Source organism: Salipaludibacillus aurantiacus (assembly GCF_900111295.1).
Taxonomy (GTDB): Bacteria; Bacillota; Bacilli; order Bacillales; family Salisediminibacteriaceae; genus Salipaludibacillus; species Salipaludibacillus aurantiacus.
This window is the reverse complement of record NZ_FOGT01000011.1, coordinates 68,265-82,218: the sequence shown is the minus strand read 5'-3', so window position 1 is coordinate 82,218 and position 13,954 is coordinate 68,265. Positions and strand designations below refer to the sequence as shown.

The window sequence follows — 13,954 nt, the reverse complement described above, 5'->3', positions numbered from 1 at the left end:
ATATCTTAATAGACGAACCCATTAATAGTTTATTAAAATAATGGTAAGAAAAAGGGTAGCTGTCTTTTTTCGCATAAGGCCAATAGGGAGGGTTTAATATGGGGTATTATGATGATCATGCGCCTGCTGCCAGAAACCGGAGCGATGCCCGGCGAGGCACAAAGCGGACAGGCATTTACGGATTTGCGGGGGCGATTATAGGGGCACTGCTCGTAGTGTTTTCTGTGCCTCTACTGGCAGATAACGGATTTCTTCCGTATGAGGTTATTCCAAAGAATACCTCTCCTGTGGGCAGTGATGAAGTCACGGAAAATGATGTTGAAGACGATAATATAGCCACTGAGACACTGAACCTGCAAACCACTTCTGAAGTTATTGAAGCGGTTGAGCAGGTATCCGATGCGGTGGTAGGGGTAGTCAATATGAGGCAGTCTACAGGCCTGTTTGGCCCTGAAGGCAGCGGTGAAGGAACCGGGTCAGGCGTTATTTATAAGATAGAAGAAGACAGGGCCTTTATAGTTACTAACTACCATGTGATTGAAGGAGCAGGGCAGGGTTCAAGTGAGATCGACGTGACGCTGGCTGACGGTGCACGGGTTCCGGCGGAACTTGTTGGGGAAGACGTTTTGACAGACTTAGCTGTATTAACCATTGAAGCGGACGGAATAGATACAATTGCAGAGTTTGGCGATTCCGAAAATTTACAAGCGGGAGAGCCTGCAATTGCAATTGGTAACCCTTTATCTTTTGAAGGGACGGTTACTTTAGGAATTATCAGTGCTGTGGAACGCAGTCTTCCGGTAGATTTAACAGGAAACGGCCAACCCGACTGGAATTCAGAAGTGCTGCAGACTGACGCAGCCATTAACCCGGGAAACAGCGGCGGCGCTCTCTTAAATATTCAGGGAGAAGTGATTGGCATTAACTCTATGAAAATTGCCCAGCAGGCAGTTGAGGGAATAGGGTTTGCCATTCCTTCAGCTATTGCTTTGCCGGTTATAGAAGATTTGGAACAATATGGGGAAGTGCAGAGACCTCAAATGGGAATTGCTCTTCGTTCACTTCAGGAAATTCCAAGCTTCCACTGGCACGATACGTTAGGCCTGCCTGAAGATGTTAAAGGCGGAGTGTACGTCGAAAGTGCGGAAAACGGCACACCAGCAGACGAAGCAGGGTTAAGAGAAGGCGACGTTATTGTAGCCCTTGATGATCAAGAGATTAAAGATGCTCATGATTTAAGAAGTTTCCTTTATAAAGATGTGAGTGTCGGCGACACGATCACTGTCACTTTTTACCGTGACGGGGAAGAACAATCGGTAGAACTGACTTTAGATAAACAAGTGTTTTAGTTAGACGGTGTTGAAGAGGGGATAACTATCCTCTCTTTTTTTTTGTTATACTTTAAAAAGTATAACGTTGTTATAGCATAAGAAAAAATTATGCTTCCGCAGGACTTGTCAGTCATACGGAAATTTCTCATACTCAGAAAAATAAGGCTAATTGTGGAAACTTGTGGATAGTGGACAAATGTTATTGTTTAGTTGTCAGAATAGTTATTCACATACCATTGTGGATAATTGTTTTGTCAATCCTGAAACTGACGTTCGTATGTTCAGGTTAAAGATAATTTTTATATAGGATTGAGGTGGAATATATGGTTTACAGCTGCGCAACACATGCAGAGGAAGCAATTGAAGAAGCCTTGACAGACGAGGGCTTGCCGCCTGATTTAGAAAGGCTGCCGGAAGACAAAACTGTCTTGGAAAAATGTTTTATTTGTAATAAACAGGCTGTCTATCAAGTCATAAGCCAGGAGTTATAACACCGCAAAACTGTGGGTAATTAATGTGGATAACTTGTGCATAACCGGATCAATTAATAAAACTATCCACAATTCAGTTACTTGGTTAAAGTTCTAATTACCCGCTTTTATGGAATAATTACTGTGCATATGTGGATAACTTTTGTGGATAAAGTGAGGGGCGGTGGATAAAATGAATATTTCAATTATAGCTGTTGGTAAATTGAAAGAAAAGTATTTGAAGCAGGGAATTCAGGAATATATGAAACGTCTTGGTTCTTATGCAAACGTCCAGATGGTAGAAGTAGCAGATGAAAAAGCGCCTGATAATCTGAGTGAGAATGAGATCATTCAGGTGAAAGAAAAAGAGGGTGAAAGAATATTAAGCAAGATCAGCCAGGATACGTTTGTCATTGCACTTGCGATTGAGGGACAAGCCTGGACTTCAGAAAGACTCGCAAAGGAATTGGATCAGCTGGCAACATACGGGAAGAGTAAAATAGCTTTTGTAATAGGCGGATCAGTCGGTCTGGGGAAAGCAGTGTTAAACCGTTCCGACCTTCAGTTATCTTTTTCAAAAATGACCTTTCCGCATCAATTGATGCGGCTGATTCTTTCGGAACAAATATACAGAGCTTTCCGAATTATTCATGGCCATGCGTACCATAAGTGACATTTTGTAGGTTGTTTGTAATGCCGGGGGTCAGCACAAATGAAACGGAGGAGTAATAGTGAAAAAAGAGGTTATCGTTTATACGACTAAAGACTGTATTGAGTGTACTTTTGTAAAACAGATGCTGACTGAAAACAGAATTCATTATAAAGTTCGCGATATATCAGCAGATGCCGCGTATCAAAAAGAAATTGAAAAGCTCGGGTTTCTCGGAGTGCCTGTAACAGTTTATGGGGATAAAGCTGTGAAAGGAATGACACCTGAGCTTCAGGAACTGGTGAATAAAATAATGGAGCAGAAGCCGTAACCTATTCTTGTTACGGCTTCTGTTTGAGAGGGATGCGGTATTATTTTGCCTCAAATTTTTGCTTAGGTATAACATATAATCCATCGCCTGTCAGCCAGTCGGCATACATGATTTCTTTAACGTCATAATATCCTAATGAAGTGAGCTGATTCGTCAGCCAGGGCCTTGTAAAACCTAAATCTCTCAGGTTATCTTCTAGTATTTCCCCATCAAGAATCAGGCTCGCAGGTAAATAAACAGGCTTTTCCGGAAGCTGCAAATCATTAATGGAAACTTTTTTATACTTCGACTTCTTCATAATACTCAGCCCACCGTTTGATTCTAAAATAGCGTAGGCGACTTCCCTTACAGAGAAGATCTCGCTTTGCCTGAGCAAACTGAGCAGCTGGTTTACGTTCATACGGTTCTTCTTAAGCTCACGCCTGTCGATTATTCCGTCACGTATAACGATAGACGGATTTCCCTCCATTGCTCCGCGGATTTTCTTAAATTTAAGCAGTCCCTTTTCCATTACTACCAGTAATAAACCCCATAAAAGAATAGCATAAGCGATAAAAGACAGCGGAATATTTGATTCATAGACTCCGTTTCCGAGAAGTTCAGAAAGAACAATAGCTGAAACGAAATCAAAAGGCGTCAGCTGTTTAATTGTTGTTTTACCGAGAATTCTTGTAATAAGAAAAAGCATGAAGAAACCGGTTATTAATTTTAAAGTTAAATCTAAGAAATTCGGTTCCATGATACTCTCTCCTAATAACTATCTTTCCTTAAGTTTTGCCAGGTTTAAAGAATTTCATCCCTGTTTAAATGGAGATTAACAGAAGGGGAGAATGTCATTTATAGCGCTGCCAAGCAGCATAGAGCAGAGAGGTGAGAGCAGGAAGGTGGACCGGAACTGGCCGGTAGTAGTTACTATCTAGCCAGCTCCAGGGTCCCGTAGATTTAGCAATTAAAAAGGGGGAGCCTGTTTTGTTTTTCAGACTGCTTGAAGGCTTTAGCATAACGGTCTGCAGCGAGTAGCGCCTGTACCACATCGTCAGCGGTAACTGTAAAAGGCATGTTATGAATGGTTTCTCCTTCTTTAACAGCTGCTTCACCTATTCGGCGAAGGTCATCGGAAGACGCGTCAGCCAGTTTGATATCTTCTAACGTAATTGGTAAATTTAGAGAGTGATATAACTTTATATAACGGAAAATTTCTTCCTTAGGTCTGTTTTCCAATACAAGCTGTGTTAGGGTGCCGTATGCTACTTTTTCACCGTGTGTCAGGTGGTGGATGTCCCCTTCCATCACTGTAAAGCCATTATGGATAGCATGAGCGGCAGCCAGGCCTCCGCTTTCAAATCCAATACCGCTTAAAAGGGTATTTGCCTCAATGACTGCTTCTACGGCAGGTGAGACAATTGATTCTTTGACGGACTCATAAGCAAGAAGACTATAATCGAATAAAACCTTTTCACATTTTTCTGCGATAGCACCGGCTGCTAAAGTTGGACGTCCGCCGGCCATCGCTTTACTGTCAGAAGCCTTGGCAGCACTGGCCTCTACCCATGTGGCGCGATCCCTGAGGCAAAATAACGGGCAGGAGCTTGTGCGATAATTTGAGTATCTAATTTAAATTCAATTTTGATTGGAGAAATACCGCCTTTTTCAAGGCTTTCTGCTACGCTTTGGGCTGCAATATCCCAAACGGCGCTGTCAGCAATAATAAGAGCTTTTGATCCAAAGTTTTTTTCAAAAAATTTACAAAAATAAGGCGCAATATTTACTTACTTTAAGGCTTAATTTTTAGAGTGAGAGCTGAAAGGTGGAAGTGGACACTAAGAGAGTGTTAATAGAAATGTTACACGTGAAACATTAGACCCACGGGAGAAAGGCTTAAGTTTATTACCTGGCAAGTCTATAAAACAGGACTTCTTAGAAATTGTGAGGGAAACCATTTTAATAAGGGAATCTAAAAGATCTAATTTAAGGAGGTTATAATGAGTATTAACAGCGAAGAAGAGCTCATCCAGTATGTAAAAGATGATGATTTTATGATGGATGTGTTGAAAGCGGCAAAAGAATTGAAGCTGGCCGACTGGTGGGTGTGCGCGGGATTTATCCGTATAAAAATCTGGGATACGCTGCACGGGTTTAGTCAAAAGACAGCGCCGCCGGATATAGATGTTATTTATTTTGATAAGACGAATACGGATGAAGCAGAAGAAAAGAAACTGGAAGCAAAGTTAAGAGAGCTGAAACCCGGCTTGCCATGGTCGGTAAAAAATCAGGCGCGCATGCATACAGTTAATAACATTCCGCCGTACCTCTCATCAGTTGATGCCATATCTAAATTTCCTGAAACAGTAACTGCATTGGGTTTATCGCTTGATGCAAATAATCAAATTCGTTTAGCAGCTCCCTGGGGGATTGAAGATGCTTTACATATGAGGGTTAAACCTACGCCTTTCTTTACAGAAATACAGGAAAGGGCAGCAATATATGAGAAGCGGATAAAGGAAAAGAACTGGAAGGCCAAGTGGCCGCGAATATGTGTTGAGCATGTTCCAGGTGAGGAGAACACGCTATTTTAATCAAAAGTTGCTGTCTCATATGATGAAAGGAGGAGGGGAAGCTTATGCCCCTGGATGTGTTTGCAATGGTCTATCAGCTTGTGGTAATAGGACTTGTTATCTTATTTATAGTTTCATTAACAACGTTTATTAAAAATAACAGACACCGGCACCACGATAAAAATGAGCAGCTAAGAGAAATGAACAGGAAATTAGACAGAATCATTGAATTGCTGGAAGACAGCAGAAGAAAATAGAACTGGAAATAAAAGGGGGGTCTGTCCCCTCGCGCTTTAACGCGTCACTTGGTGAGGGGACAGACCCCTTTTTTTGACCCCTTTTTTTAATCCTGCTGAGTCAGAGATATAGGAGGCAGCAAATACCTATTGCTTATTGGCAGCTGAAAGACGTGTTATTCTTTTCCGGCTTCATGCACCCATGCAGACACATCTTCAGCATCGCTTCCAGTTACGAGGCCGGCCGGCATTATACCTGAGCCGTTTACCACAGCATCCAGTACTTCTTCATATGTTAAGTTTGTTACGCCTCCAGCGCCTGCTCCCCTTAAATCACCGCCATGGCAGCTTGCACAGGCCTTTACGTAAACTTCTTCGCCATTCATTAAATCATAGGAACCGTTAGAAGCTGTTTCACTTGCCAGTGCCTCATTTGTGTCATTGTTACCGTCACCACATGCGGCAATTAAAAGAGAGGTGCCTAAAAGTACTGTAATTAATTTTTTCACGATACATCCCTCCTCGTAAAATGAGTATATATATGAAATCAATTTTTGTATGTGATGGACCTCACATAAATTTGATAAAAAGCGAGGGGGCTATTCTCTTAGCCTTTTTCATATAAGTGAAACGGCAGCAGAGGAACCGTTTATAGGAGTCTTAAGCAGAAAAAAGCTGTCGCCTTACTTGAGAGTGAGTGTTCTTTCTCTATGTTAGAATGAAATGAGATATTTACCAAGGAGGCAGCGATATGGTATCAGTCAATGATTGGCAGGAGCTGTTAACTGTCGGCACGGAAAATGAGCATATTAAAATTTCAGGAAAGGAGAAAAAGAATGGGGAGTGGGTATTTAAACGGACTGTAAATGGGGCTTCTTTAGAGCACGGTTACCCACGGGAAGGAAATGAGGTGACAGGCTGGGATAATGCCCTTAGATTGCTGGATGGCTCTCCCTTAAGCAGCCTTCAGCTCTTAAAGGCGGATCCGCTTATATATCCTTATCTGGGCGCATATATGCTTACAAGCAAAAACATAGGAGAAGAACTGTTACTGGCTTGGAGTGACAAGGTATTAACGGGGAAAAATAAAGATATGGTTATGGCTGCAAGATGGCTCTTAGGATCTGAAAGGACCGTCATTTTATCAGGAGCAGGTATGTCTACGGAATCGAATATTCCTGATTTCAGGTCCTCTTCAGGCTGGTGGAAGCAGATCGACCCTCGTACTGTTGCCACGGTAGAAGCTCTTGATAGCCATTATGATCTGTTTCAGGAATTTTACGCGACACGAATGAAAGCTCTGAATCAAATAGAACCTCATGAGGGGCACCGTATTCTAGCGAAATGGGAAGAAAACGATCTGGTTCAGCTGATTGGCACTCAAAACGTTGACGGTCTTCACTTCGCTGCGGGAAGCTTAAATGTACAGGAATTACATGGTTCTATTAGAAGTATTAGATGCCATGACTGCGGCAAAGAGGGATCTACTGAAGCATTTACATCTCATGAAACGTGCAGCCTGTGCGGGGGGAGGTGGCGTCCTGATGTTGTTCTTTTTGGCGAGATGCTCCCGCAAGAAGCCTGGGAGACAACCTTGGAAGCGATCGAACATGCAAACCTCGTAATTGTCATTGGGACGAGTATGGAAGTATACCCGGCAAACCAGCTGCCGGCAATGACTTCAGGAAAAACGGTTTATATTAACGCGGAAACTGCAGAAACCGGAGCGGGATTTGATCTTGTAATTGAGGGAAAAGCAAAAAAGACTCTCCAGAACATAAATGAATTGATTGAAATTGGAAGACGCAGGTAATCTCATAATTTACAATAAATGGGGGGTCTGACCCCCAGTGGTTTAAAGCTTTAAAGCACGAGGGGTCAGACCCCTTTTTATTTTCAAAAAAGGAGCCTTCTTTTAAGAAGGCTCCCCGCTGATTTATCTATGGTTTTAAAACAACTTTAATATTGTTATCTTCTTTTTTATCAAATATGTCATAGGCTTTAGGAGCTTCGGACAAGGACATACGGTGAGTGATGATATCTTTCGGGTCAAACTCTTCGTTTTCTATCTTTTCATATAATTTAGGCATCATATGAACGACTGGCGCCTGTCCCATTTTCAGGGAAACATTCCGGGCAAAGAAATCACCGAGTGGGAAGTTGTTTGCTTCCGTTCCGTAAACACCTGTAAGCTGAACGATTCCAAACTTTTTGACAGCCTGAGAAGCAGTGACAATTGGACTGATCGTACCAAACTGGTTGTCTCCTTCAGAACCGAACGTTTCATTTGGAGGAACAGTGCCATCCATACCAACGCAGTCGATAACTACTTCTGCTCCGCCTTTCGTGTTTTCATTCAGTAGTTCACCTACGCCTTCCGTTTCACTGAAATTATACGTTTCTACATTGTTTGTCCGTTTGGCATGTTCGAGACGGTGAGGCACCTGATCAACCGCGATGACTCTTGAAGCCCCTTTTAACCATGCTAGTTTCTGCGTCATCAGGCCGATCGGCCCGCACCCTAATACAACGACTGTATCGCCTTTTTTGACAGGCTCAACGCTCCACCAGGAGGTAGGGATGACGTCGGAAAGGAATAACACACTTTCATCATCTAATTCGCTGCTTTCAGGGACTTTAAACGACGTTTGATCAGCGTAAGGCACTCTTAAGTACTCTGCCTGTCCGCCAGGATAATTGCCGAACATTTTTGAAAAGCCAAATAATCCGCCTGAGTCACTGTGAGGGTTGGATTCATCACACTGGCTCTCCATCTGATTTTTACAGAAATGACACGTTCCGCAGCTTACGTTAAACGGAATTACCACACGGTCACCTTTTTTAAGGTTTTTTACATCCGGCCCGGTTTCCTCGACAATTCCCATTGGTTCATGGCCAATAATATAATCTTCTTCCAGAGGAATGCCTGTTTTATATAAATGAAGGTCCGAACCGCAGATGCCGGAGGCTGTGATGCGGATAATCATATCATCCCCGTTTTGAATCTTCGGGTCTTCCATCTCTTTCACTTCTATTTTGTCTTTGTCCTGAAAAGTCACTGCTTGCACACTATCAACTCACTTTCAAATAGATTTGATAACGTCTGGTGACAACCTTTAACCTTTATTTGGTAAATCGAAACGTTATGAAGAGAATCGCTGTAAATTGAGAATAAAGAACCTCCACATAAAGCCTCATTTAATAAAAGAGGGAAATTCACAAAGGGGTCAGACCCCCAGCGGTTTAAAGCTTTAAAGCACGAGGGGACAGACCCCAAAAAAACAGACCCCAAAAAAACAGCGGCTTACATCAGCCGCTGTTTCATTGCAATTAACCCACTATTTGACATACGATATTGCCGCGCACGTGGCCTTCATTAATTTTTGAAAGAGTCTCAGGCACAGCATCCAGCGTGACGACCTCTTCTAACAGCGGATCAAGCTTTTTACTTGCTGCTAATTCTCCGACTTCCCTGGCTATATGCCCTAGGTCGGCAATTTGCCGTTCATCGTCTGTCCGGTAAACAAATCCTAAGGCTACTTCATGAATTGAGAGGGCGAGTGATTTAGGTTCATACTGGCTCATATCCGGAAGCTCTACCACACTTACCAGATGGCCGTTAAATGCAAGCATATCCATAGCCTCTGATACTGCCTGGCCGCCAACCATGTCCATGACGATATCGACCCCGCGGCCTTCTGTGTATTTATGCACTTCCTCTACAACGTTCTCAGTGTTATAGTCGATTACTTTGCTGGCGCCTAGTTTCTTAACATGATCCGTATTTTCAGGAGAACATGTGGTAATGATATCAAGCCCTTTCAGGTGGGCGAGCTGGATTGCAAATCCTCCAACTCCTCCGGCACCGGCCTGAACTAAAATTGTTTGTCCTTTCCTAAGAGGAACTTTCCTGTTCAGAGACTGGTAAGCTGTAAAAGCAGGAGTTGGTAAAGCTGCTGCTTCATTAAAGCTCAGTCCTTCCGGAAGAGGAGCAAGCACATCCTGACGGGTCATCGAATATTCAGCAAATCCGCCTTGATGGGCAAGGCTGCCATGGTAATAAACTTTATCTCCGGGCTGCCAGCCAGTCACATTTTCACCTGTTTTTTCCACAACACCTGCTACATCAAGTCCTGGAATATGGGGAAACTGCCACTCCGGCAACGGACTATTTGCCAGTTTATAATCGACCGGATTCAGTCCGACCGAATGAACTTTTACTAGAACTTGGTCGGCTTCAGGTTCGGGAACGGGTACATCCATCACTTTCAAGTTACCGCCTGCTTCTTCAAGAGCTAATGCTTTCATTACTTATCCCTCCTAAACTTTCGTACTCTTTAACCGTATTCCTGTATAAAAGACCACTCAAACAACCTTAAATAAATCCCTGTGTAAAAAATCTATGACCACGTAAGACTTTGTTAGTATTTTCACAGGAAAAGGTTTGGGAAAAAGACAGAAGGGCTATCAGTAGATTGTTATTATATGGATTTAAAGGGGGAGAACTTAGATGAAGGTTGATAAGCGGAAACAAATTTTCGAGGCATCTCTTGAGTTATTTTCAGAGCGCGGGTATGACGCCACGACGCTTCCTATGATTGCTGAGGCTGCGGATGTAGGTGCAGGAACAGTTTACCGGTATTTTAAAAATAAAGAAGCACTTCTTAACGAACTGTTTCAGGAATACATAGGGAAACTAAAGGACACCATTTTACGGAATTACCTTGAAAATGAAGAGGATTTGACCATTAAATTTGATCATTTATTTGCAGGCATGGTTCAGTTTGCTGATAAGAACATTAAGGCACTCTACTTTATTGATTCCCACAGCCACTCCCATGCTCTAAACGAAAAAAGCAACGCCATGTATCATTCTCTATTGGATATTTACCATGAATTTATAGCGGAAGGCCAGAAGAAAAAGCTGATAAAGCCTCTTCCCTCCTACGCTTTAATTGTTATGGTCTTCGGTGCTTTTATAGGCTGCTGTAAATATATACAGCGTGGACATATCAAGGAGACAGAGACATTAATGGATCATTTCAAAGAGTGCTGCTGGGACGCCATTAACTTATAGTCAGCGGAATGAATATTCATTCCGGAAGAAGAAAAGGAGTGTTGAAAATGTCAGAAAAAAAAACAAGAGAGGATTTTCCTCAGCCAAAAACATACGGTCCTTTAATGAACCTTCCCCAGATAGATTCAGAGGCACCCGTTCAGTCATTTGTAGAACTTGCTGAAAGATACGGCCCTATTTTTAGAATGGAACTTCCAGGCAGAGACACGTTATATGTGTCTGGCCATAAGTTTGTTGAAGAAGTATGTGATGAGTCCAGATTTGACAAAAACGTCTGGCAGCCACTCCAAAATGTAAGAGAATTTGCCGGAGACGGGCTATTTACAAGCTGGACGGAAGAAAAGAACTGGAAAAAAGCGCACAATATTCTGCTTCCGAGTTTCAGCCAGAGAGCGATGCAAGATTATCACGATAAAATGACTGATATCGCAGTACAGCTTATTCAAAAATGGTCGAGGCTTAATGATGACGAGGAGATATATGTACCTGAAGATATGACACGGCTGACTTTGGATACGATCGGGTTATGCGGATTTAATTACCGCTTTAACAGTTTTTACAGTGAAAAAAATCATCCGTTTATAAATAATATGGTAAGTGCTCTGGACGAGGCCATGAGTCAGCTGCAGCGTCTGGATATTCAAAACAAACTGAGCCTACGCAAAAAGAGTCAATTCAATGAAAATGTAGAAAAAATGTATGAACTCGTTGATAAGCTTATCGAAGACCGAAAAAAAGCAGAGGACCAGGATAAAGGGGATCTGCTGTCGAGGATGCTTGAGGGGAAGGATCCCCAAACTGGCGAAGGGCTGGACGATGAAAATATCCGTTACCAGATGATCACTTTTCTGATCGCCGGCCACGAGACCACGAGCGGGCTGCTTTCATTTGCTATTTATTATCTGCTTAAAAATCCAGATAAGCTTAAGAAAGCCAGACAGGAAACGGATACTGTGCTGGCAGATGAGTACCCGAACTATCAGCAGGTCCGCCAGCTGAAGTACGTGCGTATGGTGCTTGATGAAACATTGCGGCTTTGGCCGACTGCACCGGCATTTTCGTTATTTGCTAAGGAGGATACAACACTGCAGGGAGAATATGAGATTAAGAAAGGGGATACCATTAATGTCCTTCTTCCTAAACTGCATCGCGATAAAGAAGCGTGGGGGGAAGATGTGGAAGATTTTGTACCTGAACGCTTCGAAGATCCGACAAAGATTCCAGAGCACGCCTATAAACCATTTGGCAACGGCCAGAGGGCTTGTATTGGACAGCAGTTCGCCCTGCATGAAGCGACTCTTGTCCTTGGGATGATCTTAAGGGAATTTGAATTTGAAGATCATAATGATTACGACCTGGAAATAAAAGAAACGCTGACTCTTAAACCTCACGATTTCAAAATGAAAGTAAAAGTCCGTGATAAAAAAGATATTATGCTGCCAGGTTTTAAAAATCGGATCAAGGAAGAAAATAGCAAGCAGCTTAAAGAAAAGGTGCAAAGAAACTACCATGGGACACCTTTGCTTGTCCTTTACGGATCGGCAATGGGGACAGCAGAGGGAGTTGCCCGTGAACTTGCTGATAAAGGGCGTCTGCAGGGTTTTGAAAGTAACGTGGCTACATTGGATGAATTTAAAGGAAGCTTGCCGGAAGAAGGCATTGTGCTGATTGCATCGGCCTCTTATAATGGCAAGCCGCCTGAAAATGCAGAAAAGTTTACGGACTGGCTGCACGAAACGGAAGATTCTCTCGAGGGGGTAGTTTATTCCGTTTTTGGATGCGGTGACACAAACTGGGCAAGTACTTACCAGAAAGTTCCTGCCTTTATAGATAAAGAACTTGATAAAAGAGGTGCCGAACGTATTCTGGTACGGGGAGAAGGTGACGCAAGCGGGGATTTTGAAATGGCTTTTGAAGAGTGGCAGGAGGATTTGTGGCCGGCATTAATGGAAAAGTTTGATATCGACGTTCCGGAAGACCTTCTTAATCAGAAAAACCAAATTAAGTTAACGTATGTAAGCGGGATTGCTGAGCATTCCATAGCCCAAAATTACTTAGCTAAAGAAACAAAAGTACTGGAAAACAGGGAACTGCAGCATGAAGACAGCGGCCGCTACACCCGGCATCTTGAAATAGCGGTCCCTAAAGGACTGACTTACAGCGAGGGGGACCATCTGGGGGTTATTCCTAAAAATAGCGATCAGCTTTTAGAGAGAGTTTTAAAAAGGTTTCACTTAAAGGGGAATGAAAAAGTAATGATTGAAGCGGAGGGCCGGAGCGCTGCCCACCTGCCTGCAGGACAGGCGATAAGCATTTATGATTTACTGAGCTACAGTGTGGAACTTCAGGAACCTGCTTCAAGAGAGCAGGTGGAGGAGCTCTGTGCATCAACAACATGTCCTCCTCACAAAAAAGAGCTGGAGGAACTTCTCGATGAAGGGAGCTATAAAGACAACGTGGTCAATAAAAGGGTGTCTATGCTTGATTTTCTCGAGCGGTATGAGGCGTGTGAAATGGATTTCGACCGTTTTATCGCTTTGCTTCCACCTTTAAAACCCAGGTATTATTCGATATCAAGTTCACCGAAAGTGCAGAAAGATGAGGTTAGTATTACGGTGAGTGTCGTGAGGGGAAAAGCTTTCAGCGGCAGCGGAGAATACCGCGGTATTACATCCAACTTTCTGATGGAACTTAAGCCTGGAGATGATATTGTTGTTTTTTTCCGGACTCAGCGCTCGTTTAAGCTTCCGGAAGACCCAGATGCACCGGTCATCATGGTCGGGCCAGGTACGGGGATAGCACCGTTCAGAGGCTTTATTCAAGCCCGCAAAGCGATGAAGATGGAAGGCCAGGAGTTAGGAGAGGCACATTTATATTTTGGAAGCCGAAACGAACACCATGATTTCTTATATAACGATGAGCTGAAAGAATATGAAGCAGAAGGCCTCGTTACTGTGCATACGGCGTTTTCCCGCATGGAAAATAAACCTAAAACTTACGTGCAGGATGTCATGAAAGAACGGGAAGAAGAGCTTGTGGAACTGATTGAAGAGAAGGGCGGACATCTCTATATATGCGGTGAAGGGAGCAAGATGGCACCGCAAGTAGAGGAAACAATGAAAAAGTGTTTTATGAATATAAGACAAAAAACTGAAGAAGAAGCTCAGGAATGGCTGGACGGTCTTCAGGAAGAAGGACGTTTTGTAAAGGATGTTTGGTAATAAGACCGCCGCACGGCCGCAAACGGAAAGCCGCCGCACATTGCAGTGCGGCGGGATTTTTGTTGAGGGGAAAGAGGGCTGTAA

The 13,954-nt window shown here is 43.1% G+C and carries 13 protein-coding genes and 1 pseudogene; 9 read left to right on the top strand and 5 right to left on the bottom strand.

The window, feature by feature from the left end; translation table 11 throughout:
- The first annotated feature begins 98 nt into the window (after positions 1-98).
- The 4 genes from BMW59_RS14050 to BMW59_RS14035 all read left to right on the top strand — a co-directional run bounded on the left by BMW59_RS14050 (position 99) and on the right by BMW59_RS14035 (position 2,781).
- Positions 99-1,349 (top strand): S1C family serine protease, encoded by a 1,251-nt coding sequence (locus BMW59_RS14050; RefSeq protein WP_093053457.1) that lies wholly within the window; start codon positions 99-101, stop codon positions 1,347-1,349.
- Between the two features lie 305 nt (positions 1,350-1,654).
- Entirely contained in the window at positions 1,655-1,822 is a 168-nt protein-coding gene (locus BMW59_RS14045; RefSeq protein ID WP_093053455.1) for a CxxH/CxxC protein, read from the top strand.
- Positions 1,823-1,994: 172 nt separating this feature from the next.
- Positions 1,995-2,474 carry a 23S rRNA (pseudouridine(1915)-N(3))-methyltransferase RlmH gene (gene rlmH / locus BMW59_RS14040; RefSeq protein WP_093053453.1) on the top strand — a complete coding sequence of 160 codons (480 nt, stop codon included), beginning with the start codon at positions 1,995-1,997 and terminating at the stop codon, positions 2,472-2,474.
- Between the two features lie 58 nt (positions 2,475-2,532).
- Positions 2,533-2,781, top strand: a complete 249-nt coding sequence (locus tag BMW59_RS14035; RefSeq protein WP_093053451.1) for a glutaredoxin family protein — start codon at positions 2,533-2,535, stop codon at positions 2,779-2,781.
- Between the two features lie 40 nt (positions 2,782-2,821).
- On the opposite strand, the gene BMW59_RS14030 is transcribed toward BMW59_RS14035, so the two are convergent.
- Together BMW59_RS14030 and BMW59_RS14025 are read right to left on the bottom strand one after the other, a co-directional pair.
- On the bottom strand, positions 2,822-3,520 hold the full coding sequence (locus BMW59_RS14030; protein ID WP_093053449.1) for a YetF domain-containing protein: 699 nt from the start codon (positions 3,518-3,520) through the stop codon (positions 2,822-2,824).
- A gap of 203 nt (positions 3,521-3,723) precedes the next feature.
- Positions 3,724-4,520 (bottom strand): annotated as a pseudogene (locus BMW59_RS14025) (dehydroquinate synthase/iron-containing alcohol dehydrogenase family protein); the annotation flags it as partial.
- A 243-nt stretch (positions 4,521-4,763) separates the two neighbouring features.
- On the opposite strand from BMW59_RS14025, the gene BMW59_RS14020 reads away from it, so the two are divergent.
- Positions 4,764-5,357: a nucleotidyltransferase family protein gene (locus BMW59_RS14020; RefSeq protein WP_093053447.1), complete on the top strand. Its 594-nt coding sequence runs from the start codon at positions 4,764-4,766 to the stop codon at positions 5,355-5,357.
- Positions 5,358-5,401: 44 nt separating this feature from the next.
- A complete protein-coding gene (locus BMW59_RS14015; RefSeq protein WP_093053445.1) occupies positions 5,402-5,593 on the top strand; it encodes a DUF4083 family protein in 192 nt (63 codons plus the stop codon).
- A gap of 155 nt (positions 5,594-5,748) precedes the next feature.
- Here BMW59_RS14015 and BMW59_RS14010 read toward each other — a convergent pair whose 3' ends face one another.
- A complete protein-coding gene (locus BMW59_RS14010) occupies positions 5,749-6,081 on the bottom strand; it encodes a c-type cytochrome (RefSeq protein ID WP_245733117.1) in 333 nt (110 codons plus the stop codon).
- A gap of 242 nt (positions 6,082-6,323) precedes the next feature.
- On the opposite strand from BMW59_RS14010, the gene BMW59_RS14005 reads away from it, so the two are divergent.
- A complete protein-coding gene (locus BMW59_RS14005; RefSeq protein ID WP_342740230.1) occupies positions 6,324-7,385 on the top strand; it encodes an SIR2 family NAD-dependent protein deacylase in 1,062 nt (353 codons plus the stop codon).
- Between the two features lie 127 nt (positions 7,386-7,512).
- Here the strand turns inward: BMW59_RS14005 and BMW59_RS14000 are convergent, their stop codons facing one another.
- Together BMW59_RS14000 and BMW59_RS13995 are read right to left on the bottom strand one after the other, a co-directional pair.
- Positions 7,513-8,640, bottom strand: a complete 1,128-nt coding sequence (locus BMW59_RS14000) for a zinc-dependent alcohol dehydrogenase (RefSeq protein WP_093053443.1) — start codon at positions 8,638-8,640, stop codon at positions 7,513-7,515.
- A 262-nt stretch (positions 8,641-8,902) separates the two neighbouring features.
- Positions 8,903-9,880, bottom strand: a complete 978-nt coding sequence (locus tag BMW59_RS13995; RefSeq protein ID WP_093053441.1) for a zinc-binding dehydrogenase — start codon at positions 9,878-9,880, stop codon at positions 8,903-8,905.
- A 202-nt stretch (positions 9,881-10,082) separates the two neighbouring features.
- Here BMW59_RS13995 and BMW59_RS13990 point away from each other — a divergent pair, with 202 nt between their 5' ends.
- Positions 10,083-10,649 carry a TetR/AcrR family transcriptional regulator gene (locus tag BMW59_RS13990; protein ID WP_093053439.1) on the top strand — a complete coding sequence of 189 codons (567 nt, stop codon included), beginning with the start codon at positions 10,083-10,085 and terminating at the stop codon, positions 10,647-10,649.
- 47 nt (positions 10,650-10,696) lie between these two features.
- Positions 10,697-13,870 (top strand): bifunctional cytochrome P450/NADPH--P450 reductase, encoded by a 3,174-nt coding sequence (locus tag BMW59_RS13985; RefSeq protein ID WP_093053437.1) that lies wholly within the window; start codon positions 10,697-10,699, stop codon positions 13,868-13,870.
- Positions 13,871-13,954: the final 84 nt, after the last annotated feature.

Bases quoted from the DNA above. Each gene is read 5' to 3' on its own strand.
- BMW59_RS14050 (WP_093053457.1), top strand. From the start codon at position 99: ATGGGGTATTATGATGATCATGCGCCTGCTGCCAGAAACCGGAGCGAT.
- BMW59_RS14015 (WP_093053445.1), top strand. From the start codon at position 5,402: ATGCCCCTGGATGTGTTTGCAATGGTCTATCAGCTTGTGGTAATAGGA.
- BMW59_RS14045 (WP_093053455.1), top strand. From the start codon at position 1,655: ATGGTTTACAGCTGCGCAACACATGCAGAGGAAGCAATTGAAGAAGCC.
- BMW59_RS13985 (WP_093053437.1), top strand. From the start codon at position 10,697: ATGTCAGAAAAAAAAACAAGAGAGGATTTTCCTCAGCCAAAAACATAC.
- BMW59_RS14020 (WP_093053447.1), top strand. From the start codon at position 4,764: ATGAGTATTAACAGCGAAGAAGAGCTCATCCAGTATGTAAAAGATGAT.
- BMW59_RS14005 (WP_342740230.1), top strand. From the start codon at position 6,324: ATGGTATCAGTCAATGATTGGCAGGAGCTGTTAACTGTCGGCACGGAA.
- BMW59_RS13995 (WP_093053441.1), bottom strand. From the start codon at position 9,880: ATGAAAGCATTAGCTCTTGAAGAAGCAGGCGGTAACTTGAAAGTGATG.
- BMW59_RS14030 (WP_093053449.1), bottom strand. From the start codon at position 3,520: ATGGAACCGAATTTCTTAGATTTAACTTTAAAATTAATAACCGGTTTC.
- BMW59_RS13990 (WP_093053439.1), top strand. From the start codon at position 10,083: ATGAAGGTTGATAAGCGGAAACAAATTTTCGAGGCATCTCTTGAGTTA.
- rlmH (WP_093053453.1), top strand. From the start codon at position 1,995: ATGAATATTTCAATTATAGCTGTTGGTAAATTGAAAGAAAAGTATTTG.